Raw genomic sequence first — 22,725 nt, 5'->3', positions numbered from 1 at the left:
ATGACCGGCCCTTCCTCCGAAACGATCGACGCTTTCCATCGCGGTGCCTTTCATGTCGTCCAGCCGAAGGGCAGGGGGCATCGCTCCGGCATGGACGCCATGCTGCTCGCGGCTCTGGTGGCCGATGAGCGCGGCATCAGGGTGGCCGATCTCGGCGCCGGCGCGGGTGCGGCCGGAATGGCCGTCGCCTCGCGGCTGGAGCAGGCCGAGGTGGTGCTGTTCGAGCGTTCCGCGGAAATGGCCGAGTTTGCCCGCAAGAGCCTCGCCCTTATGGAAAATGCGCGGTTTGCGGACCGCGTCTCGGTGATCGAAGCCGATGTGACCCTGATCGGCAAGGAGCGCAACGCCGCCGGTCTGATCGACGACAGTTTCCACCATGTCATCATGAACCCGCCCTTCAACGATGCCAGCGACCGGCTGACGCCGGACGCGTTGAAGGCCGAGGCGCATGCCATGACCGACGGCCTGTTCGAGCGCTGGGTACGCACGGCGGGCGCAATCATGATCCCCGGCGGCCAGTTGTCGCTGATCGCCCGGCCGCAATCGATCGGCGAGATCATCGCCGCCTGCGGCCGCCGCTTCGGCGGCATCGAGATCACGCCGATTCATCCGCGCGACGGCGAAAACGCGGTTCGCATTCTGGTGACGGCGATCAAGGGCTCACGGGCTCGGCTGGCGTTGCGGGCGCCGCTGACCATGCACGGCGAAGGGGTGCACAAGTTCTCCGATTTCGTCGATTATCTCAACAATGGCCGCGCCGCCTACGCCCGGAAATGACCTGTCGCCCTCGACAGGTTTGATGAGCCCGCGATTCGCTTGCGGCAAGAATAACCATTCCCGATTTTACTCATTTCGGTCAAGGCATTGGTATAATCCGTGATAACGGAGGAATATCTGCGATAGCGGCCTTTGCTCGACATCAAGCGGACATGTTTCCATTCTGTTGGAGGAAAGATTATTGGAACGTTTTTTTACCTTGAACGTTATTTTTAGTCGTTCTACCTCAATTCTCATTGAAAGCCGAAATACGGCCGAGCACCGGAGATGACCCAGATGAACCCCGCCATGAACATGATGCCGATGATGAACCCGATGATGGGTGGTATGATGAACCCGATGATGAACGGCATGATGATGCCGATGATGAATCCCATGATGGGCGGGATGATGAACCCGATGATGGGTCAGATGCCGATGATGAACGGCATGATGCCCATGATGCAGATGATGATGAGCAAGATGACCTGCAAGATGACGCCGAAGGGCATGGTCTGCGAAATGATGCCGATGGAAGGCATGGACAAGGACATGTTCATGGAATGCTGCAAGCGCATGATGTCGTCCGGCATGCCGATGATGATGATGTGCGGCAACATGATGATGTGCTGCATGATGGAAGCAGCCTAATTCCAGAGGGCATCCACCCCCGGAATTAACAAGCAGACCTCCATCTGCCTCAGGCCGTCCGCAAGGGCGGCCTTTTTGCGTCTCCAGGCAAGTGTGCCTTAGCCGCGAACTTCCTCGACATAGGTCGAGACCAGATAGAGCACGGCTTCGCTGCTGGTCATGTTGCGGTAGCTGTGGACGACATCGGCGTCGAAGATCACGGCATCGCCTTCGCCGAGGATCTGTGGCGGATGCTTGCCCGCGACGATTTCGACCGTACCCCGCGAAACCACAAGATTTTCGATTGTACCGTGATGATGCGCCTCGGCGATCTCCGTATGATAGGGCGCGATGCGCAGCTCGTAGAACTCGACCTTGCGGTCGCTTTCATAGGGAAAGAGCGCCCGCGTCTGGAACTTGCCTTCGGAGGCGGACAGCACCTTCGCCTTGGCGTGCGTCAGTACCTGCAACGAGGTGTCGTGCGGCTGGGCGATCAGCGAGCCGCAGGGAACATCCAGCGCGGCGGCAATCTTCCAGAGGATGCTGATTGTCGGGCTGCTTTTGCCGGTTTCGACCTGTCCGAGCATGGCACGGCTGACGCCGGAGATTTTTGCCAGCCGATCCAGCGAATAGCCGCGGCGCGTGCGCAACCGGCGAAGGTTTTGGCCCGTCAGCGACGAGATTTCGTCGACCGATTCGGCTCTTGGGAGCACATGCAGCGGCTCGATGGATTCAAGCGCCATAGTTCGGGTTGCCAAGCGGCATCACCGGGACAAAGCCCATGAAAGGGACCCACATGAGGAAAGGCTGCTGGGGCCACACGGAAACGGGAACCTGCTCGACCGGCATGCTTTTGACGCGGGCGTCACGATAGGCCTGGAAATCGATGATGTTGGCAGCCTGGCTGGACATGCGATGCTCCTGCAGTTCAATGCCACAAATCTATTTTTTTGATCGCCAGATGTAGAGGGCGCAGCGCCCAATCTTGAGGGACACGGAGGAATGTTTTTGCGGCGCCGTGCGCTTGCGGCGAAAGCGCGTCCTCTCCTGTCATCGATGGAAAACACGTCGTGCGGAGCAATCCCGGCGCGAAAGTGCAATGATGGACGCGCAAGGGCTACGGAAGGACAATGTATGGCAACATTATACATGTTAATGGGGCTGCCAGGGGCGGGGAAGACGACAATCGGCAAACGCCTTGAACGGGAATGCCCTGCATTGCTGCTGTCTCCGGACGTATGGATGGCGCGAATTGTTGGGGACGGCTACGATGCCGACAGGCGACGTGCAGTACAGCAATTGCAATTGGAGTTGGCTGATAAGGTTCTTCGTCTGGGGCGCGACGTGGTTCTAGAATTTGGATTCTTCCGTCGAACAGAGCGAGACGATGCGCGAGCGCTGGCGTCAAAGGCAGGCGCCGAGGCCCGACTAATCTTCCTGGACCCGCCCTTTGAGGAACTGGTCAGCCGCGTCGAGGCGCGTAACCAGGACTTGCCGCCCGACACATTTTTTGTAACGCGGGAGCACCTCGAATTGTGCGCCTCGTGGCTCGAGAGGCCGCTGCCGGAGGAGGAGGCTTCCATATATCGTTAGCGATCGATGTTGCATTTGCCATTTCCATGCATACATCACGGCAGCAAACATCATGATTCAGGGACGACGAATGGCTGGTTTTTTCAAGCGCATGATTCCGAAGCGGTTTCGCAAGGAAAGAGTCGTCATCCCGGTCGTCCGGCTGAGCGGCGCCATTGCGTCCGGCGGCGGTCCGCTTCGCCAATCGCTCAGCCTCGCCGGCATCTCGCAAGCATTGGAAAAGGCCTTCGAGATGAAAGCCGCGCCGGCGATCGCGCTCGTCGTCAATTCGCCCGGCGGCTCGCCGGTGCAGTCGCGGATGATCTATAACCGTATCCGCGATCTCGCGCAGGAAAAGCAGAAGAAGGTGCTGGTCTTCGTCGAGGATGTCGCGGCATCCGGCGGCTATATGATCGCTCTCGCCGGTGACGAGATCATTGCCGATGCCACCTCTATCGTCGGTTCCATCGGCGTCGTCTCCGGCGGGTTCGGTTTCCCGGAGCTTTTGAAGAAGCTCGGTGTCGAGCGCCGCGTCTATACTGCCGGCGAGAACAAGGTGATCCTCGATCCGTTCCAGCCGGAAAAGGAAAAGGACATCGAATATCTGAAGAGCCTGCAGCTGGAGATCCACAAGGTCTTCATCGATATGGTGCGCGAGCGTCGGGCGGGTAAGCTCACCGACGACGACACCGTATTTTCCGGCCTCTTCTGGACCGGCGGCCGCGGTCTTGAACTCGGCCTGATCGACGGGCTCGGCGATATGCGTCAGGAGTTGAAGAAACGCTTCGGCGAGAAGACCAAGCTGGTGCTGGTTGGCACGCCGCGCAGCCTCTTCGGCCGCCGCGCGCCCGGCGTTTCGCTTGCGGGCATGGACGGCATCGGCGCTGGTCTTGCGTCCGGACTTGCGCAAGCGGCAGAGGAAAAGGCATTGTGGGGACGGTACGGATTGTAATCGGGAGCGCTGCGTAATGCCGCAGATTATATTCTTCGCCGTCGTCATCGGCGGCATCTGGTGGCTTTATCGACGCTTCGTGCGCGACGCGCAAAAGCTCACCGAAAAGTCGCGCAGGGCCGAAAACGAGCGGCGGACGGGTGCTGTCGGGACCTTGGTGAAGGATCCGAAGACGGGGGAGTATCGGGTGAAGCGGGATGACGAGTAACACGGACAAGACAGAGCGGCGCAAGCGGGCTTTGGAGATGGTAAAGTCATTCCGATTGGGGCTCCCCGCCAATTGGTGATTTGATCGCGATCAAGCCAACATGCGCGGCGATGCGCGGATCTCAGCGCCGTTCTTTTACCCGAGACATCCAATCCGCACCCGCATAGCTGATGCAGATAATGCGGATGACCTTGGTGGCATCATCCACAGTGAAGCACACGACCGCTTTTTCTGAAGCAGGAATTACCCTCAATGTTGGCGCCATATCGGCGCGTACTGTGCCTATGTGCGGAAAGTCGGCAAGCCTGTCGATGAATTCAGTGATTTCATCGGTCTTGGCTAGTCCAACTTCGATGCCTGCATAGTTGGAAATGAAGTCGACGATGTCGAAGAGATCGTGTTCGACAAGCGGATGCTTGGTTATCACATAGCGCATGAGCTAACTTATTTGGCGTATTTCTGGCGCAGCTTGTCTTTCACCCTGGAGGCCATTTCCTTGCCGTCCCAGGGTAACCATTGGTCAGCAGGCAATTCCATGCGCCGACGAATTTCATCCACCATGCCGGACACCATGTCATCGGGCGTGCCATCATGATGGGTCGTCTGGTCAATCTGCTCGATCGCCGCCTCTACGAGGCTGGAGATCGAAGGAAATGCGCCTTCCTTGACCATCTTTTCAGCAAGGCGGAGATGGTGCTCGGATAATGTGATTTCGGTTTTGACGTTCATATCCTTCTCCAAGTCATCGCGGAGACGCATCGCCATATCTATACGTCATCTCTTGACCCTTGTCTTCCATCGTGGCACCTGTCCGCCAAACCGTTCGTTACCTGAAGAAATCAATCCCATGACCGCCACCGTGCCCGACCATATGAACCCGAAGCGCTCCTTTCAGGCGTTGATCCTGACCCTGCATAACTATTGGGCCGACAAGGGTTGCGCGGTTCTTCAGCCCTATGACATGGAAGTCGGCGCCGGTACGTTTCATCCGGCGACCACGCTGCGCGCGCTGGGACCGAAGCCATGGAAGGCTGCCTATGTGCAGCCGTCTCGCCGCCCGTCTGACGGTCGTTACGGCGAAAACCCGAACCGCATGCAGCATTACTATCAGTATCAGGTCATCCTGAAGCCCAATCCGCCGAACCTGCAGGAGCTTTATCTCGGTTCGCTGGCGGCGATCGGTCTTGATCCGCTTGTGCACGACATCCGCTTCGTCGAGGACGATTGGGAGAGCCCGACGCTCGGCGCCTGGGGTCTCGGCTGGGAGTGCTGGTGCGATGGCATGGAAGTGTCGCAATTCACCTATTTCCAGCAGGTCTGCGGCATCGAGTGCTCACCGGTCGCCGGCGAGCTGACCTATGGCCTCGAGCGGCTTGCGACCTACGTCCAGGGCGTCGACAGCGTCTATGACCTGAATTTCAATGGCCTCGAAGGTGACGAGAAGATCACATACGGCGATGTCTTCCTGCAGGCCGAGCAGGAATATTCCCGGCATAATTTCGAATATGCCAATACTGAGATGCTGCATCGTCACTTCATCGATGCCGAAAAGGAATGCCTGGCGCTTCTGGCCGCCGGCGCGCCCGGCGACAGCGACAACCAGCGTCTGCACAAATGCGTCTTCCCGGCTTATGACCAGTGCATCAAGGCAAGCCACGTCTTCAACCTGCTCGACGCACGCGGCGTGATCTCAGTCACCGAGCGCCAGAGCTACATCCTGCGCGTGCGTACGCTCGCCAAGGCATGCGGCGAGGCCTTCCTGCTGACGGATGCCGGCGGCATCAACTGGGGCAGGCAGGCCGCCTAAGATACTGCCCAGACAGCGAAAGCGGGTGACAATATCCGCGAAGCCGCATAGTGTCCCCTTGATTGTAATCGCAACGGGGGGTTCGCGATGTATGTTATCCTGGCGGTCATCGTCCTTGCCGCTCTGTATGCGGTTCTCGTCTATAACGGGCTCGTCCGCGCCCGGCAGGTGGCCGAAGAGGCATGGTCCGGCATCGACGTGCAGTTAAAGCGTCGCGCCGATCTGATCCCCAACCTGATCGAAACCGTAAAAGGCTATGCCTCTCATGAGCGCCAGACGCTGGAAGAGGTCGTCGAGCTGCGCAACAAGGCGCAGGCCGTGCCGGCAGGCGATGTCGCGGGCCGTGGCGTGGCCGAGGGCCTTCTCGGCCAGGCGCTTGGCCGCGTGATCGCCCTTGCCGAAGCCTATCCCGATCTGAAGGCCAATACAAACTTCCTCGAATTGCAGCGTTCGCTGGAAGGCATCGAAGGCGAGATCCAGATGTCGCGGCGCTATTACAACGGTGCCGCCCGCGACCTGAACGTCAAGGTCGAGAGCTTCCCCTCCAATCTCATCGCCGGTCAGTTCGGTTTCGCCAAGCGCGCTTTCTTCGAGATCACCGACGAAGCCGACCGCGCCGTTCCAACCGTCAAGTTCTGAGATTCCCGCTATCGGTTTTGCATGTGAGGCGGTAAAGGAAGCCGACCGCTGGCCATCGGCCGCTTTCCTGACTGACCAAAGAGAATGATGATGGGTAGAGCCAAACTCACGATTATCCCGCCGGGCAAGCCACTTGTCGGCCGCGCCATGCCGCCGGGATCGAAGTCGATCACCAACCGTGCGCTGCTGCTCGCCGGCCTTGCCAAGGGCACGAGCCGGCTGACCGGTGCGCTGAAGAGCGACGACACGCGCTATATGGCCGAAGCGCTGCGTGCCATGGGCGTGACTATTGATGAGCCCGACGACACCACCTTCATCGTCACCGGCAGCGGCAAACTTCAGCCGGCGGCGGAACCGCTTTTCCTCGGCAATGCCGGCACCGCGACGCGCTTCCTGACAGCCGCCGCCGCCCTGGTCGACGGCAAGGTCGTCGTCGATGGCGATGCCCACATGCGCAAGCGGCCGATCGGCCCGCTGGTCGAGGCGCTGCGCTCGCTCGGTATCGATGCATCGACTGAGACCGGCTGCCCGCCGGTCACGGTCAATGGCACGGGCCGTTTCGAGGCGAGCCGCGTGCAGATCGACGGCGGCCTCTCCAGCCAATATGTCTCCGCCCTCCTGATGATGGCCGCCAGTGGCGATCGCCCGGTTGATGTCGAGCTGCTCGGCGAACATATCGGTGCGCTCGGCTATATCGACCTGACGGTTGCCGCCATGCGCGCTTTCGGCGCCAAGGTCGAGCGTACTAGCCCGGTCACATGGCGTGTCGAGCCGACCGGCTACCATGCGGCGGATTTCCTCATCGAGCCGGATGCCTCCGCCGCGACCTATCTCTGGGCGGCGGAAGCGCTGACCGGCGGCAAGATCGATCTCGGCACGCCGGCGGCGGAATTCTCGCAGCCGGACGCCCGCGCTTATGAGCTGATCTCGCAATTCCCGCACCTGCCCGCCGTCATCGACGGGTCGCAGATGCAGGATGCCATCCCGACGCTTGCCGTCCTTGCCGCCTTCAACGAGACGCCGGTGCGCTTCGTCGGCATTGAGAACCTTCGCGTCAAGGAGTGCGACCGCGTCCGGGCGCTGTCGAGCGGCCTGTCGCGGATCGTCCCCGGTCTCGGCACCGAAGAGGGCGATGATCTAGTCGTCGCTTCCGACCCGAGCCTTGCGGGTAAGGTACTGCCCGCCGAAATCGACAGCTTCGCCGATCACCGTATCGCCATGAGCTTTGCGCTCGCCGGTCTGAAGATCGGCGGGATCACCATTCTCGACCCCGATTGCGTTGCCAAGACCTTCCCGGCCTATTGGCAGGTACTGGCTTCGCTGGGTGTCGCCTACGACGACTAATGCCCCGCTCCCTGGGAGCGTGGATTTACGTTCATGCTATGCAGCGCCCTCAACAGGGCGCTGCCGGGATCACATGGGGGTGTGATGATGCGTTGGCTTTCCGGGCTTTTCCTGGCCTTGATCCTGCTGTTCTCCGCAACGGCGGCCTTGGCCGCCGAAGTCATCACAAACTTTGCCCAGACGATTGCCGTCAATCGCGACGGCTCAATGAACGTCACCGAGACCATTGCCGTGAATGCCGAAGGCCGCGCCATCCGTCGCGGCATCTTCCGGGATTTCCCGCTGACCTTCATTGATCCGGCTGGCCGCCAGGCGCAGGTGGATTTCGATGTCGTCTCCGTCGAGCGCGACGGGCAGCCCGAGGAGTGGCGCAGGGAACGTATCGAGGGCGGCACGCGCATCTATATCGGCCGGGCGGATCAAGGCTCGACGCAATTCCTTCTGAGCCCCGGCCCGCATACCTTCCGCATTACCTACAACACCGATCGGCAGATCCGTTATTTCAACGATCACGACGAGCTCTATTGGAACGTCACCGGCAATGGCTGGCTCTTCCCGATCCTGCGAGCCTCGGCCACCGTTACCCTGCCGGATGGGGTACTGGCGCAGCAGCTTGCCTATTACACCGGCCCGATTGGCGGCAAAGGCCAGGATGCAAGCGCCAGCCAGCAAGCAGGCAGAGTTACATTCGCCACGACGCGGCCCTTGGCGCAAGCTGAAGGGCTGACGATCGCCATTAAGCTGCCGAAGGGGGTGATCCTGCCGCCGAGCAGTGGCCAGCAATGGCGCTGGTTCATCGCTGATCATCTCGACGCGATCATTGCTATCGGCGGTCTGATCCTGCTGTTTGCCTATTATCTCAGGAGCTGGCTCGCCGTCGGGCGCGATCCGCCGCGGGGCGTCATGGTTCCGCGCTGGGATCCGCCGGATGGCGTCTCGCCGGCGTTGGTCAACTATATCGACAACAGAGGCTTTTCAGGCGCCGGATGGACGGCGCTGTCGGCGACGGCGATCGATCTTGCCGTGCGTGGTTACGTCACTCTAGACGATCTGAAGGATAAGGTGATCCTCAAGGCGACCGGCAAGACGGCCGGCCGCGATCTGGGCAGCGGCGAGAAAGTGTTGTTCGGCGCAATCGGCCCGTTCACGCCGCTGGTGATCGACGCGGCGAACGGCGCGGCCGTCCAAAAGCTCGGCCAGCAATTCCGCAGCGCCATCGAGCGCGACCATCGCGACGAATACTACAAGGCCAACCGGCTCTATATCGTCATCGGCATTGCATTGTCGGTGCTGATCCTGGCGGCCATCGTCATCTTCGGCCGCTTGCATGAGAATGCGCTGCCGCTCATCGTGGTGCCCGGCTTCCTGTCGATCGTCGTCACCGTCTTTGCCGGCGCCATAGGCCGGATGTTCCTTCGCCATGATGCCGGTCTTGGCCGCCGAATTTTTTCAGTACTGGTCTTCGCCTTCATCGGCTTCGTCATCGTGTCTGTCGTCACCAGTATTTTCGCGGCTGTCGTCGTGCCGCTAATGGAAGCGGGCGAGTTGCCGCTACTGGTCGGGATCGTGGGCATTTTCGCCCTCAATGTCGTGTTCTTCTTCCTGATGGGCGCGCCGACGCCGACCGGGCGGAAGATGATGGATGGCATTGCCGGGCTGCGGCAATATCTGACGCTTGCCGAACGCGACCGCATGAACATGCAGGGCGCACCGCAGATGTCGCCGCAGCATTTCGAAAAGCTGTTGCCCTACGCCGTCGCGCTCGGCGTCGAAAAACCTTGGTCAAGCGCCTTCGATGCCTGGCTGGCAACGGCCGCGGGTGCCGCGGTCGCCGCAAGCTACGCTCCCGGCTGGTATGTCGGGAATGTCTACGGTGGCAACCTTGGCGGCCGGATCGGCGAATTCTCCTCCTCCATGGCCTCGACCATCGCCTCCACCATCCCCGCGCCAGTCTCCAGCTCCTCCTCCGGTTTTGGTAGCGGCAGCGGCGGCGGTTTCTCAGGCGGGGGTGGCTTCTCCGGTGGCGGAGGTGGCGGTGGTGGCGGAGGCGGGTGGTGATTGAACACCTCCCCCTTGAGGGGGGAGGTCGCCGCAAAGCGGCGGGTGGGGGTGACAATTGGCTGGCTGCAGAGGTTGCCGCGATCACCCCACCCCGGACCTTTGGTCCGACCATCCCCCTTAAGGGGAGGGTGCTTGTGGCCGCATAGAGATTTTCTATTTCAATAGGTTAGAGATCGCCTATGCCAAGAAACCCTCCAAACTTGATCGCTTCAAAATCGCGAACAGTCGCCGCCTGCGCGCTGGTTCAACCGATGCCGAGACGAAGCTTGGAAGCATTTGTGGCGCATCCCCATCGAAGGCACGCATTTTCGACGCCAAGTTCCGATTGGGCGCTATTTCGCTGATTTCGCCTGCCACCAGATAGGTTTGATTATCGAACTCGACGGCAGCCAGCACGCGGAAGATGCGGCAAGGCGTTATGATGCCGAGCGCACGGCATTTCTCGAACATCAGGGCTATCACGTCGCCCGGTTTTGGATTGCCGAGGTAACGGATGAGATTGAGGCTGTTCTGGATACGATATTTGCCATTGTGCAGCAGCGGCAAATTTTGCTAGCAGAGGCCGACCATTTTCACCACACTCCGGCACACCGTGCCGACCCTCTCTCTCAAGGGGAGGGTGAGGAACATTGACATGCCCGATCTCCTTCTCGAACTCCGCTCCGAGGAAATTCCCGCCCGTATGCAGCGCAAGGCTGCCGGCGATCTGAAGAAGCTGGTGACCGACGCTCTGGTCGAGGCTGGTCTGTCCTATGAGGGCGTGCGCGAATATTGGACGCCGCGACGTCTGACGCTGGATATTCGCGGCGTGACGGCGCGCTCCGCCGATGTGCGCGAGGAGCGCAAGGGGCCGCGCACCGACGCCAACGAAAAGGCGATCGAAGGCTTTTTGCGCGGCGCTGGTCTGTCGTCCGTTTCCGAAGCACAGGTGCAGAGCGATCCGAAGAAGGGCGATTTCTACGTTGCTGTCATCTCCAAGCCCGGCCGTGCCGCCGAGGAGATCGTTGCCGACGTCATGCCCTGGATCATCCGCGATTTTCCGTGGCCGAAATCGATGCGCTGGGGCAAAGCGTCGGCCAAGCCCGGCTCGCTGCGCTGGGTGCGCCCGCTTCAGTCGATCGTCTGCACGTTCGGCACAGAGCATGAAGAAACGGTGGTCATCCCCTTCGAAATCGACGGCATCGTCGCCTCGAACGTGACCTACGGCCACCGCTTCCATGCGCCGGGCCCGATCACCGTCAAGCGTTTCGACGATTACGTGTCCAGCCTGGACAAGGCCAAGGTCATTCTTGATGCCGAGCGCCGCAAGGATATCATCCTGCATGACGCCCGCGACATCGCCTTTGCCAACGGTTTGGAACTGGTCGAGGACGAGGGCCTGCTGGAAGAGGTGTCCGGCCTGGTGGAATGGCCGCAGGTGTTGATGGGGTCCTTCGAAGAGGATTACCTGTCGATCCCCTCGGAAATCATCCGCCTGACCATCAAAACCAACCAGAAGTGTTTCGTCACCCGCCGGCAAGACTCCCACCTCCCCCTTAACGGGGGAGGTCGCAGCGAAGCTGCGGGTGGGGGTGACCCCTTGCTCCAACAAAATCACCCCACCCCGGCACTTCGTGCCGACCCTCCCCCTCAAGGGGAGGGTGCGCTCTCCAATCGCTTCATCCTCGTCTCCAACATTCAGGCGACGGATGGCGGCAAGGAGATCATCCACGGCAACGGCAAGGTCGTGCGCGCCCGTCTTTCCGACGCGCTGCATTTCTGGAAGCGCGACCAGGGCGATCTGCCGGACCTCGAAACGCTGGAGGCCTCCGCTGCGAAATTCGGCCTCGATCTGAAGAAGCCGCTCGACCAGCGCATGGCCAAGCTCGACGCGCTGAACGTCACCTTCCATGCCAAGCTCGGCAGCCAGGGCGAACGCGTTGCCCGCATTCGTACGCTGGCGGCCGAACTCGCCAAGATCACCGGCGCCGATCCGCTCAAGGTCGACCGCGCGGCCGTGCTCGCCAAGGCCGACCTGCGCACTGAAGCCGTTGGCGAATTCCCCGAGCTTCAGGGTCTCATGGGCCGCAAATATGCGGCGCTGCAGGGTGAAGACGCTTCCGTCGCCGCTGCTATCGAGGATCATTACAAGCCGCAAGGTCCGTCCGACCGCGTGCCGGACGACAAGGTGGCAATCACCGTGGCGCTGGCCGACAAGCTGGACACGCTGATGGGCTTCTGGGCGATCGACGAAAAGCCCACCGGTTCGAAGGACCCCTATGCGCTGCGTCGTGCGGCTTTGGGCGTCGTCCGCATTCTGCTCGAGCGCAAGGTTCGGCTGCCGCTGCTGGCGGTGACGAAGGATGCAGACCTTCTCGCCTTCTTCCACGACCGTCTGAAGGTCTATCTCCGCGATCAGGGCGCCCGTTACGACCTCATCGACTCTGTGCTGACGCCGGAGGCTGACGATCTCCTGATGGTCGCCCGCCGCGTCGAGGCGCTGACGGCCTTCATTACCTCGGAAGACGGCAAGAACCTGCTCGCCGGCACCAAGCGCGCCACGCAGCTCCTCGCCGCCGAGGAAAAGAAGGGCACCGTCGTTGCCGATGGCGTTTCCGAAAGCCTGTTGACGCTCGATGCCGAAAAAGACCTTTTCGCCGCCGTCACCAAGGCTTCGGCCGAAGCCGCCAACGCGATAGTCGGTGAAGACTTCCGCTCCGCTATGGCGGCACTTTCGACGCTGCGCGCGCCGGTCGACCGCTTCTTCGGGGATGTCCTCGTCAACGACGAAGACGCCGCCATCCGCGCCAACCGTCTGGCGCTGCTGCGCCTGATCCGCGAGGCAACGGGGACGGTTGCCGACTTCTCGAAGATTGCGGGGTAAGAAAGGGAGGCGCGATGACCGGAAAAATCCTCGTCAGCGCCTGCCTCATGGGCCACGCCGTCCGCTATGACGGTCGCGCCAAGCCACTTGTTCATCCGGCCATCGACCGATGGCGCGAAGAAGGGCGTCTCGTGACCATCTGTCCGGAGATGTCGGCCGGAATGGTCGTGCCCCGGCCTCCGGCTGAAATTGTTGTGGGAGCAACGGGCGAGGATGTGCTTGCAGGCACGGCGCGCGTGATGGAAATCAGCGGCGGCGATGTCACCGAAGGGTTTCGGCAAGCTGCCGAGAACGCCTTGACGCTCGCCAAGGAAACCGGCTGCCGCTATGCTCTGCTCATCGATGGCAGCCCGTCCTGTGGTTCGGGCTTCATCTACGACGGCACCTTTTCCGGCGGCCGGCATCCGGGCGATGGCGTCACAGCAGCCTTGCTGAAGCGGGCCGGCATCGAGGTCTATTCCGATCATGAAATCGACCGGCTGGTCGAGCGGATTGCCGCCGCCGAGTAATCCTCTTCGATATCTGGACAAAGAAAAACCGCCGGGTGTGCCCGGCGGTTTGTCATGCCCGTTGCGGCGTAGCCTATGCGGCGCGGCGAGTCTGTGCAACGGGGCGGCTGTCGCTGACGTGGAAGCCGCGGATCAGGCCGAGCAGGTCCTCGGTGTCGGCGGCGAGCGTTTCGGCCGATGCCGTCGTCTCCTCCGCCATGGCGGCGTTCTGCTGCGTGGCGGCGTCGAGTTGGTTCATCGACGACGAGATTGAGCGCAGCGTCGTATCCTGCTCGGAGGCGCTGTGGGCGATCTTCGAGACGATCTCGTTGGCCGCTTTGATCTGGTCGGAGATGCGCTTCAGCGCTTCGCCGGCCTCGCCGACAAGGCGGACACCTTGGTCAACCTGGCCGGAGGAGCGGGCGATCTGGTCCTTGATCTCCTTGGCGGCTGCCGCGGACCGTTGGGCCAGTTCGCGCACTTCCTGGGCGACGACGGCAAAGCCCTTGCCGGATTCGCCGGCGCGAGCCGCCTCGACCCCGGCGTTGAGCGCCAGAAGGTTGGTCTGGAAGGCGATTTCGTCGATGACGCCGATGATCTTGCTGATCTCCGTGGACGACTTTTCGATACCGCTCATCGCCTCGATCGCCTGGGCAACCACGGCGTCGCTGCGTGACGCCTCGGTGCTGACGGCGTGAACGCGCTTGCTGGCCTCATGCGCGCCTTCCGCCGTCTGGCGGACAGCGACGGTAAGCTCGTCGAGTGCCGCCGAGGTTTCTTCCAGGCTGGCGGCCTGGCGCTCGGTGCGCTGCGACAGTTCGTTGGAGGCACGGCGGATCTCTTCCTTGCTGACGCCGATGTCGTTGCCCTTGGCATTGACCCGACCCATGGCGGCCTCGAGATGGGAGAGCGCCTCGTTGAAGTTGTTGCGCAGGCCGGCATAGCTGATGCCGATATCGTCGCAGCGCACGGTCAGGTCGCCCCGTGCGAGTTGCTCCAGCGCCTTGCCGATGGTCGAGACGACGCGGGCCTGTTCTTCGGCCTCGTCCTGCTGTTGACGCAGGTTCTGTTGGCGCTCGGCGTTGATTTCCTCATCCTGCGCGACCTGGCGTTCGGTCAATGCATGACGCTCGCGGATCTTCTCCTGCAGCGCCAGAGTGGCCTTGGCCATCAAGCCGATCTCGTTGCGCATGCCGGCATGCGGTATGGTGATTTTCACGTCCTCGTCGGCAACGGCCTTGAGCGCAGCGTGAACCTCGGTGAGCGGTTTGGTGATGCCGCGGATCACGACAAAAGCAGCACCGAGCACTACGATGAAGAGCGCGAGGGTGGACCACAAGGTCGTCCAGATCTTCGCCTCGACCTGCGCGCCGAGGTCGTCCATGTAGACGCCGGTAACGACAACGACCTTCCAGGGCTCGAAGGCGCGGGCATAGGCGGTTTTGGGGAACATGGCATCGGCCGGCTGGCCGGGTTTGTTGGCGTAGAAGTCGGAGAGGCCGCCGCCTTGCTGGCCGAGTTTGACCAGTTCCTCACGATAATAGTGGCCCTTCGGGTCGGGTTGTCCCTTCAGGCTCAGGCCGATTTTCGACTTGTCATAATGGAAGACCATGTTGACGTCGTAGTCATAGCCGAAGAGATAGCCGTCTGGCGTATATTTCATGCTGTTGACGACGGCATAGGCCTGGGCCTTGGCTTGTTCTTCGGTCAGCTTGCCAGCCTGCTCCTGAGCATAATAGAAATTCAGCACGGAAATGCCGGATTCCACCTGCGTACGCAGCATTTCGTAACGCTCGCTATAGATCGCGTCGGCCGATGAGCGGATTTGCAGATAGGTTGCCACGGCGAAAACGGCCATAAGCACGCCCAGAAGGGCAAAGAGCTGATGTGCGATCTTGAGATTCTTCATAGTGCCTCGCAACAGGGTAAGGTGATACCGGCGCGGTTTCCTACCGCCTGTGCGATCGTCTGAGAGAGTCCCAATACGCTTGCCGCTGCTCGAAAAGACATGCTGCTGTCCGGTTCAAGTAAACTCGCGTTTTATGTCTAATAAAGATTTAATCAAAACAGCGGGATCGGCAATTAAGTGGCCTTGAGCGTGAGATATGTTGCGCCGCGATAAATAATGTTGAACCAATTTCAATATTATCTTGAGCCGCAAGCAAAGCGTCCGCGCTTTGTCCATGAAAAACGAATGCGCCCCTGCTTCTCTTCAGGGGCGCATTGGTCCGCCTTGCGGCGGACCCCGTCGACCGAAACTTTGGCCGGGCGGGGCAGGGAACTGGATCGGACAGCTATTTTACTGGCGAAGCTGGAAGCCGGAGAGGTCGAGCGGTGCAGGCTCCTGCGTCCGGGCGTGCTTGGGCAGGGCCGCGGTCTTTGCGGTCATGTCGATGCCGTCGGGCGCTGTGTTCGCGGCCGCCAGCGCCTCGGGCGTCGGCTTGGAGATGAAGACGACCGGCGAGCCGCCCATCCAGGCCTCGGTACGCACCACCTTCTTCTGGCCGTCGACGTCGCGGATGACGATGGATTGCGTGCCCGGCGTCAGTTCCGGCACCACATAGTCCTTCTTGACGATTTGCGGCTTGATGGCCGGGCAATCGGTGCAGACCTTGTCGAGGATGCTGCCGCCGCCTGTCTGCGTCTTGCTGTCGATGGGTTGGATCGACGACGCCATGGCCGAGCCGGCGGCCAGCACGCATGCCAAGGTCAGGAAGAAGGGACGCATAACTACCACTCCGTCTTATCGTGACCGAGAGATTAGCGCGTCTTTGTTTCCATCCCGTCAGGAGATTAGGTAAAAGTTTAGTGGAGACGAGAATTCGGAACAGGCTTTGCGTTTACGTTTTCAGGCTTTTTCCCGCGCGATGGCCTGCCAGCCGATGTCGCTACGATTGAAGCCGTTTTCCCACTCTACCTTGCTGGCAAGGGCATAGGCGCGCTTCTGCGCCTCGCTAACGGTCCTGCCGGTGGCGGTGACGTTCAGCACCCGACCGCCGGTCGCAACCAGCGCGCCATCCTTCAGCGCCGTGCCGGCATGAAACACCTTGGCGCCCTCGCTATCGGCGGGCAGCGCCGCGATCGGCGTGTTCTTGGCATAGGAACCGGGATAGCCCTTCGAGGCCATGACCACGGACAGCGCCACGTCGTCGCTCCATTCCGCGTCGACCTGATCCAGCGTGCCGTTGGCGCACGCCAGAAGCAGCGGCAGCAGGTCGCTCTTTAGCCGCATCATCAGCACCTGGCATTCCGGATCGCCGAAGCGGACATTGTATTCGATCAGTTCTGGCCCTTTCGCGGTGATCATCAGCCCGGCGAAGAAGACGCCGGAGAAGGGATAGCCGCTTTCGGCCATGCCGCGCATTGTCGGCTCGATGATCTCCTTCATGGTCCGCTCGACCATCTCCGCCGTCATCACAGGAGCGGGAGAATAGGCGCCCATACCGCCGGTGTTCGGGCCGGTATCGCCGTCGCCGACACGCTTGTGGTCCTGGGCGGTGGCAAGCGCCAGGGCATGCTTGCCGTCACTAAGGCAGAAGAAGCTGGCCTCCTCGCCATCGAGATAGGCTTCGATCACCACTTCGGCACCGGCCTCGCCAAATGCACCCTCGAAGCAGTCATCGACCGCGGCAAGCGCCTCGTCGACCGTCATGGCGACCGTCACACCCTTGCCGGCGGCAAGCCCGTCTGCCTTGACGACGATCGGCGCACCTTGCTCACGGATATAGACTTTGGCTTTCGGCGCATTGTTGAAGCGTTGGTAGGCGCCGGTCGGGATATTATAGCGGGCGCAGATATCCTTGGTGAAACCCTTGGAGCCCTCGAGCTGAGCGGCGGCCGTGGATGGGCCGAATACAGCAATACCCGCGGCGCGTAGTGCATCGGCGATACCCGCGACCAGCGGTGCCTCCGGGCCGACGACGACGAAGTCGATGGCCTTTTCCTTGCAGAAGGCGACAACCGCGCCATGGTCCTCGATGTCGAGGGCGGCAAGCGTCGCATATTCGGCAATGCCGGGATTGCCGGGCGCGGCATAGAATTCCGTCATCAGCGGCGATTGCGCCAGTTTCCAGGCCAGCGCATGCTCGCGTCCGCCCGATCCGATTAACAGAACTTTCATGGCTTGCCCTCTTCATTAGGTTCTTGTGCGCGGTTAAGGGGGCAGAGCCCAAAGGTCAAGCGGCAAATCCTGTGGAGGCGTGGGCAGCAACATTGCCCTGCCTTTTTATCTCGCTAAAGCGGGACGCTGGTTTTCGAATCGCGATCCCTCCCGGTTGTCCGGATCGGCGATCTCGTCCGAAACCGTTTCGTACTTTCCGGGATCACGCCTATGGTCCCGCCACCGAGTTCAGTTCAGAGAGACATATGGCCGCCGACATTCGCTCCCTTGCCGCAACTATTGCCAACGAGATCAATTCGCGCCCCGATCAGGCCAAGGCCGCGATCGAGCTTCTCGACGAAGGCGCGACGGTGCCGTTCATCGCCCGCTATCGCAAGGAAGTGACCGGCGGTCTCGATGACGGCCAGTTGCGCACGCTGGCGGAACGCCTTGTCTATCTGCGCGAGCTCGAAGCCCGCCGGTCCGCCATCGTCGAGTCGATCAACGGCCAGGGCAAGATGACCGACGAGCTGATGCACAAGATCGCCGTCGTCGCTACCAAGGCCGAGCTGGAAGACCTTTACCTGCCCTATAAGCAGAAGCGCCGCACCCGCGCCGAGATCGCCAGGGAGCGCGGCCTCGGTCCGCTTGCCGATACCATTCTTGCCGACCGCTCCAAGGAGCCGGCTACTCTGGCCGAGGGCTTTCTCACCGCCGACGTGCCTGATGTGAAGACGGCGCTTGAAGGCGCGCGCGATATCATCGCCGAAGGTATTGCCGAAAATGCCGACCTGCTCGGTAAGCTACGCACCTACATGAAAACCAATGCCGCACTGAAGGCCAAGGTCGTCGACGGCAAGCAGGAAGCGGGCGCGAAATTCTCCGACTATTTCGACCATCAGGAACGCTGGGCAACCGCCCCCGGCCACCGCGCGCTTGCCATGCTGCGCGGCTGGAACGAAGAGGTGCTGACGCTGACCATCGAGATCGACGTTGATGCCGTCTCGCCGAACAAGCCGGTCGAGCGAATGGTCGCCACGGCCTACGAGATCGGCTCGAGCCGTCCCGGCGACCGCTGGCTGACGGAGGTCGCGAGCTGGACCTGGCGTGTGAAGCTCTCCATGTCGCTGTCGCTCGATCTGATGCGGGAGCTGCGCGAGCGCGCCGAGGAGGAGGCGATCCACGTCTTCGCCCGCAATCTGAAGGATCTGCTGCTGGCGGCGCCTGCCGGCTCGCGCGCGACCATGGGCCTCGATCCCGGCATCCGCACAGGCGTCAAGGTCGCCGTGGTCGACGGCACCGGTAAGGTGCTGGAGACGACGACGGTCTATCCGTTCCCACCGAGGAACGATGTGCGAGGCACGCAGGCGACCCTGGCGGCGCTGGTCCGCAAGCACAATGTCGAGCTGATCTCGATCGGCAACGGCACCGGCAGCCGCGAGACGGAAAAGCTGGTGGCGGATATGCTCGCCGACCTGCCGGCCCCGAAACCGACCAAGGTTATCGTTTCCGAAGCGGGCGCCTCCGTCTATTCGGCCTCAGAGACCGCGGCGCTGGAATTCCCAGGCCTCGACGTCTCGCTGCGCGGCGCCGTCTCCATCGCCCGCCGTTTGCAGGATCCGTTGGCCGAGCTGGTCAAGATCGAGCCGAAATCGATCGGCGTCGGCCAATACCAGCACGATGTCGATCAGCTGAAGCTGTCGCGCTCACTGGATGCTGTCGTGGAAGACGCGGTGAACGCCGTCGGCGTCGATCTGAATACGGCATCCGCGCCGCTGCTCGCCCGGGTCTCCGGCCTCGGGCCGTCGATTGCCGATGCGATTGTCAAGCATCGCGACGGCGAGGGTCGTTTCGAGACGCGGCGTGATCTCCTGAAAGTCGCCCGCCTCGGTCAGCGTACCTTCGAGCAATGCGCCGGCTTCCTGCGCATCCCCAATGGCAAGGAGCCGCTCGACGCCTCCTCCGTGCATCCGGAAGCCTATGGCGTCGCCAAGAAGATCGTTGCTGCCTGCGGCCGCGATCTGCGCAGCCTGATGGGTGATGCGACTGCGCTGAAGGCGGTCGACCCGCGCCAATTCATCGACGAAAAATTCGGCCTGCCAACGGTGCGCGACATCATCGCCGAGCTGGAAAAGCCGGGTCGCGACCCGCGCCCGAGCTTCAAGACCGCGACCTTCGCGGAGGGGATCAATGAGATCAGCGACCTCAAGCCCGGCATGCTGCTGGAGGGTACGGTAACCAACGTCGCCGCCTTCGGCGCCTTCGTCGATATCGGCGTTCACCAGGACGGCCTTGTGCATGTCTCGCAGCTTGCCGATCGCTTTGTGAAAGACCCGCACGAGATCGTCAAGGCGGGCGATGTCGTGAAAGTGAAGGTTGTGGACGTCGACGCCAAGCGGAAGCGAATCAGTCTGACGATGCGCAAGGATGGCGGCGCTGAGGCGGCCCCGGCTGCGCGTGAGTCGCGAGAGCAAAATGGCGCGCGCAACGCAGGCGGTAAGAACAATAGTCGTCCGAATACCCCTCAGCAGGGTAGTTTCGGTGCCGCCCTGGCGGACGCATTCAAGCGAAAATAAGTACTTAGCACGAATTATTGCAAGAATATCACACTCCGGCGGCGTTGTTGCCGGAGTGCCACAGAGTGCAAAAAGCTGCGCTTGCCACAATGTTCTGAGGCGCTAAAGTTAGCGCTATTGTCATGTCATAACATTCGAGGCGTCCATGGCGTCGGCACTGTTCTCTCTTGTCAAAAAACTGGTCCGTAAAGGCTCCCTGAAACTTACGCTTGCTTCCGGCGAGACGCACATGATCGGCGATGGATCCGGCGAAACAGTCGCCGTCCGCATCGCCGACCAACAGGCGGAGGACGCGGTCGCTCGCGATCCGACGCTGAAGCTCGGCGAAATGTATATGGAAGGGCGCTTCATTCTTGAGCAGGGGGATATCTATGATTTCCTCGCGCTGGTGAAGCAGAATACCACCAACGAAATCTTTGATATGCGTATGGCGACGCTGCTGATCGGCCGCATCGTCTGGCAGCAGCTCAAGAGCCGTTCGCCGATCAACCGCAACAAATACAATGTTGCGCATCACTACGATCTCTCGGCCAAGCTGTTCGATCTGTTCCTCGACGAGGATTGGCAATATTCCTGCGCCTATTTCGTGCCACCGGGTATCAGCCTGGACGAGGCACAGGTGGCCAAGAAGCGCCATATCGCCGCCAAGCTGCTGGTCGAGCCCGGCCAGCGTGTTCTGGAGATCGGCTCTGGCTGGGGAGGCATGGGCATGTATCTTGCCGAAGCCAATCCCGGCCTCGATTTCACCGGCATTACGCTGAGCGAAGAGCAGCTCAAGGTCTCGCGCGAACGCGCCGCCAAGCGCGGCCTGTCCGATCGCGTCCGCTTCGAGCTGCAGGATTACCGCTATCTGAAGGACAGGAAGTTCGACCGCATCGTCTCGGTCGGCATGTTCGAGCATGTCGGCATCGGCGATTACCGCAAATACTTCAACAAGGTTTCGGAGCTGCTCGACGACAACGGCGTCATGCTGCTGCATTCCATCGCCCGTCCGAAGCCAAGCTTTGCGACCAACGCCTTCATCGAGAAGTATATCTTCCCGGGCGGCTATATCCCCTCGGTCGGCGAGACCCTGCCGCCGCTGGAAAAGGCCGGGCTCTTGGTCAAGGATGTCGAAATCCTGCCGATGCACTATGCCCATACGCTAAGGCACTGGCGCAACCGCTTCGTGGCGCGCAAGGCCGAGGCCGTGGCGCTTTACGATGAGAACTTCTTCCGTATGTGGGAGTTCTACCTGGCCGGCTCGGAAATGGGCTTCCGCTGGGATGAGCTTTTCATCATGCAGATCCAAATCACCAAGAACCAGTTCGCGGTTCCCGACAACCGCAACTATATCGGCGAGCGTGAGGCGAAGCTCAGGGAATTCGAGGCGACCCGGGCGCCGCTTGAGAAGATCGTGTTCTGAAGGTTTGTCATCGTTTGGAAGGTTGCGCCGGCCGCATGGAGAACATGGGGCCGGCGTTTTGTCATTGTATGGCCAAACATCGAGCCGCTATTTGACCACCTTGATCGCAACATCAGTCGTCAGTCCTGGCCGGCGAAAGGTCGCTCGGTCGGAGCCGACAAACCCTGGATCGGATCGGTAGAAAACGACGGCACCTTCCACCGATTTTTGGCGGCACGCTGGACTGGAACCCTCGGTTATTGCTTTTGGGCGACCTGAGTGAACTTCAAAACTGATGTTACCATGATCTGGGTATCTGATAGTTTCCGGATAAGTGTAGTATGTATTTTTACAATCTTTTGTTGCAGAAAACATGATTACGAGCGATGTTTTTTTGCCCGAGACGGCCGTTATCGCACGTTGTTCCTGCCTCGTTCCGCCGAACGGCGCGCTGACGCAGCCTGAAAGCGCTAGGCCAGTGACGGCGAGCAAGATACTGCCGCGGACCAGATAGCTGTTTTGCATTTTGTCCCCTTTCGAAAGCGAACACCGAACCATGGCCTCATAGTTCTGTGTTCGATTTTCGACCTCGCCGCCGCCTCACTCCTGCGGATGTGATACGGCGATGGTCCAGTTACTTGCCGACATGAACCGCGAATGTTCTGTCTTGCACTGTGCCGTCTGTATTCAGCCCTGTGAGACGGACCGTGAATTGATCGGTTCCGGCGAAGCCGGGGTTGGAGGTGTAGAAGATATTGTTTCCTTGGACAGGTTTGCCGCTGCAAAGGTAGGCGTTGCTGTCCTTGGGAAACTTTGATGCAACCGGACCATGCTCGACCTCGACCTTACCATGGGCAGGTTGCTTGATGATGCCGGTATAGGGAAAGCCTGCAAAGGTACAATCCGGCTTCACCAGCGAAGCGCCTGTGATCCGTGTCTTCTTGCCGGGCGCAACCCTGCCTGAAAACTGGCTTTGCTTGGCGCCGCCAATTGGCGCGGACACGCAGCCTGAAAGCGCCATGCCGACGCTGAGAAACGCGCCGAGATAAATCAAAGATCCGGGTTTCATTCCACTCTCTCGTTTAATCTTTATATTGGAAATTCATTGTTTATGCCTGAGCCCTGGGGGACACCCTTGATTGAGTAGCGCATGCCAAAATTAAATCGCTGCGACAGATCGGCGCAAGCTGGAAGCCAATGCAAGGCGCGTTGAAAATTGTGCCGTCGATCACGCATTCGGCAGCGCTTGGTTAAGGGAGCGGTAATGCGATCCGGATAATTTGAGACAACTCTCGGAGCGTGTGTATGGCTCCGTTGTATTGCGTATCAAGGAGTTGCATGTGTTT

General features: G+C 60.8%; 23 protein-coding genes. 14 read left to right on the top strand and 9 right to left on the bottom strand.

Annotated elements, in window-relative coordinates:
* Positions 1-777: a tRNA1(Val) (adenine(37)-N6)-methyltransferase gene (locus tag RRH01S_RS21360; RefSeq protein WP_007695184.1), complete on the top strand. Its 777-nt coding sequence runs from the start codon at positions 1-3 to the stop codon at positions 775-777.
* 267 nt (positions 778-1,044) lie between these two features.
* Positions 1,045-1,407: a hypothetical protein gene (locus RRH01S_RS34475; protein WP_051696832.1), complete on the top strand. Its 363-nt coding sequence runs from the start codon at positions 1,045-1,047 to the stop codon at positions 1,405-1,407.
* Positions 1,408-1,505: 98 nt separating this feature from the next.
* Here RRH01S_RS34475 and RRH01S_RS21350 read toward each other — a convergent pair whose 3' ends face one another.
* Together RRH01S_RS21350 and RRH01S_RS21345 are read right to left on the bottom strand one after the other, a co-directional pair.
* Positions 1,506-2,129: a helix-turn-helix domain-containing protein gene (locus RRH01S_RS21350; RefSeq protein ID WP_007695177.1), complete on the bottom strand. Its 624-nt coding sequence runs from the start codon at positions 2,127-2,129 to the stop codon at positions 1,506-1,508.
* Positions 2,119-2,298, bottom strand: a complete 180-nt coding sequence (locus tag RRH01S_RS21345) for a hypothetical protein (RefSeq protein WP_007695176.1) — start codon at positions 2,296-2,298, stop codon at positions 2,119-2,121. The genes RRH01S_RS21350 and RRH01S_RS21345 overlap by 11 nt, the downstream gene beginning before the upstream one ends.
* Positions 2,299-2,520: 222 nt before the next feature.
* Here RRH01S_RS21345 and RRH01S_RS21340 point away from each other — a divergent pair, with 222 nt between their 5' ends.
* From RRH01S_RS21340 to RRH01S_RS21330, 3 genes are all read left to right on the top strand, one after another.
* Positions 2,521-2,979 carry a P-loop nucleotide/nucleoside kinase family protein gene (locus RRH01S_RS21340; RefSeq protein ID WP_034520424.1) on the top strand — a complete coding sequence of 153 codons (459 nt, stop codon included), beginning with the start codon at positions 2,521-2,523 and terminating at the stop codon, positions 2,977-2,979.
* A 70-nt stretch (positions 2,980-3,049) separates the two neighbouring features.
* Positions 3,050-3,910 (top strand): S49 family peptidase, encoded by an 861-nt coding sequence (locus tag RRH01S_RS21335; RefSeq protein ID WP_042474139.1) that lies wholly within the window; start codon positions 3,050-3,052, stop codon positions 3,908-3,910.
* A gap of 16 nt (positions 3,911-3,926) precedes the next feature.
* Positions 3,927-4,118 carry an NfeD family protein gene (locus RRH01S_RS21330; RefSeq protein ID WP_007695172.1) on the top strand — a complete coding sequence of 64 codons (192 nt, stop codon included), beginning with the start codon at positions 3,927-3,929 and terminating at the stop codon, positions 4,116-4,118.
* A 121-nt stretch (positions 4,119-4,239) separates the two neighbouring features.
* Here the strand turns inward: RRH01S_RS21330 and RRH01S_RS21325 are convergent, their stop codons facing one another.
* Entirely contained in the window at positions 4,240-4,554 is a 315-nt protein-coding gene (locus RRH01S_RS21325; protein WP_012651034.1) for a type II toxin-antitoxin system RelE/ParE family toxin, read from the bottom strand.
* An 8-nt stretch (positions 4,555-4,562) separates the two neighbouring features.
* Positions 4,563-4,847, bottom strand: a complete 285-nt coding sequence (locus tag RRH01S_RS21320; protein ID WP_007695170.1) for a hypothetical protein — start codon at positions 4,845-4,847, stop codon at positions 4,563-4,565.
* 118 nt (positions 4,848-4,965) lie between these two features.
* Here RRH01S_RS21320 and RRH01S_RS21315 point away from each other — a divergent pair, with 118 nt between their 5' ends.
* From RRH01S_RS21315 to RRH01S_RS21285, 7 genes are all read left to right on the top strand, one after another.
* On the top strand, positions 4,966-5,925 hold the full coding sequence (locus RRH01S_RS21315) for a glycine--tRNA ligase subunit alpha (RefSeq protein WP_007695169.1): 960 nt from the start codon (positions 4,966-4,968) through the stop codon (positions 5,923-5,925).
* Positions 5,926-6,012: 87 nt separating this feature from the next.
* Positions 6,013-6,564 (top strand): LemA family protein, encoded by a 552-nt coding sequence (locus RRH01S_RS21310; RefSeq protein WP_007695168.1) that lies wholly within the window; start codon positions 6,013-6,015, stop codon positions 6,562-6,564.
* Positions 6,565-6,651: 87 nt separating this feature from the next.
* A complete protein-coding gene (locus RRH01S_RS21305) occupies positions 6,652-7,908 on the top strand; it encodes a 3-phosphoshikimate 1-carboxyvinyltransferase (RefSeq protein ID WP_012651035.1) in 1,257 nt (418 codons plus the stop codon).
* 87 nt (positions 7,909-7,995) lie between these two features.
* Positions 7,996-9,966, top strand: coding sequence for a DUF2207 domain-containing protein (locus RRH01S_RS21300; RefSeq protein WP_441295934.1), 1,971 nt, complete (start codon positions 7,996-7,998; stop codon positions 9,964-9,966).
* A 279-nt stretch (positions 9,967-10,245) separates the two neighbouring features.
* Complete coding sequence (locus tag RRH01S_RS33570; RefSeq protein ID WP_012651037.1) at positions 10,246-10,602, top strand: endonuclease domain-containing protein; 357 nt, start codon at positions 10,246-10,248, stop codon at positions 10,600-10,602.
* A gap of 1 nt (position 10,603) precedes the next feature.
* Positions 10,604-12,832, top strand: coding sequence for a glycine--tRNA ligase subunit beta (glyS, locus tag RRH01S_RS21290; protein WP_042474129.1), 2,229 nt, complete (start codon positions 10,604-10,606; stop codon positions 12,830-12,832).
* Between the two features lie 14 nt (positions 12,833-12,846).
* Positions 12,847-13,341, top strand: a complete 495-nt coding sequence (locus RRH01S_RS21285) for a 2-thiouracil desulfurase family protein (RefSeq protein WP_012651039.1) — start codon at positions 12,847-12,849, stop codon at positions 13,339-13,341.
* Between the two features lie 73 nt (positions 13,342-13,414).
* On the opposite strand, the gene RRH01S_RS21280 is transcribed toward RRH01S_RS21285, so the two are convergent.
* From RRH01S_RS21280 to purD, 3 genes are all read right to left on the bottom strand, one after another.
* Complete coding sequence (locus RRH01S_RS21280; RefSeq protein ID WP_007703771.1) at positions 13,415-15,229, bottom strand: methyl-accepting chemotaxis protein; 1,815 nt, start codon at positions 15,227-15,229, stop codon at positions 13,415-13,417.
* A gap of 390 nt (positions 15,230-15,619) precedes the next feature.
* On the bottom strand, positions 15,620-16,048 hold the full coding sequence (locus tag RRH01S_RS21275; RefSeq protein ID WP_007703769.1) for a plant virulence effector HPE1-like domain-containing protein: 429 nt from the start codon (positions 16,046-16,048) through the stop codon (positions 15,620-15,622).
* Positions 16,049-16,168: 120 nt separating this feature from the next.
* Positions 16,169-17,440: a phosphoribosylamine--glycine ligase gene (gene purD, locus RRH01S_RS21270; protein WP_007703767.1), complete on the bottom strand. Its 1,272-nt coding sequence runs from the start codon at positions 17,438-17,440 to the stop codon at positions 16,169-16,171.
* Positions 17,441-17,685: 245 nt separating this feature from the next.
* Between purD and RRH01S_RS21265 the strand changes: the two genes are divergently transcribed.
* On the top strand, positions 17,686-19,995 hold the full coding sequence (locus tag RRH01S_RS21265) for a Tex family protein (RefSeq protein WP_012651041.1): 2,310 nt from the start codon (positions 17,686-17,688) through the stop codon (positions 19,993-19,995).
* 145 nt (positions 19,996-20,140) lie between these two features.
* The gene (locus RRH01S_RS21260) at positions 20,141-21,400 is read left to right on the top strand and encodes a cyclopropane fatty acid synthase (RefSeq protein WP_007703762.1); all 1,260 of its coding nucleotides are present in this window, start codon (positions 20,141-20,143) and stop codon (positions 21,398-21,400) included.
* Positions 21,401-21,487: 87 nt separating this feature from the next.
* On the opposite strand, the gene RRH01S_RS34195 is transcribed toward RRH01S_RS21260, so the two are convergent.
* Together RRH01S_RS34195 and RRH01S_RS21255 are read right to left on the bottom strand one after the other, a co-directional pair.
* Complete coding sequence (locus RRH01S_RS34195) at positions 21,488-21,904, bottom strand: hypothetical protein (protein WP_131596048.1); 417 nt, start codon at positions 21,902-21,904, stop codon at positions 21,488-21,490.
* A 109-nt stretch (positions 21,905-22,013) separates the two neighbouring features.
* Positions 22,014-22,448: a hypothetical protein gene (locus RRH01S_RS21255; RefSeq protein ID WP_007703758.1), complete on the bottom strand. Its 435-nt coding sequence runs from the start codon at positions 22,446-22,448 to the stop codon at positions 22,014-22,016.
* Positions 22,449-22,725: the final 277 nt, after the last annotated feature.

The sequence above is a fragment of the Rhizobium rhizogenes NBRC 13257 genome (assembly GCF_000696095.1).
Taxonomy (GTDB): domain Bacteria; phylum Pseudomonadota; class Alphaproteobacteria; order Rhizobiales; family Rhizobiaceae; genus Rhizobium; species Rhizobium rhizogenes.
This window is presented reverse-complemented; position numbering and strand designations above follow the sequence as displayed.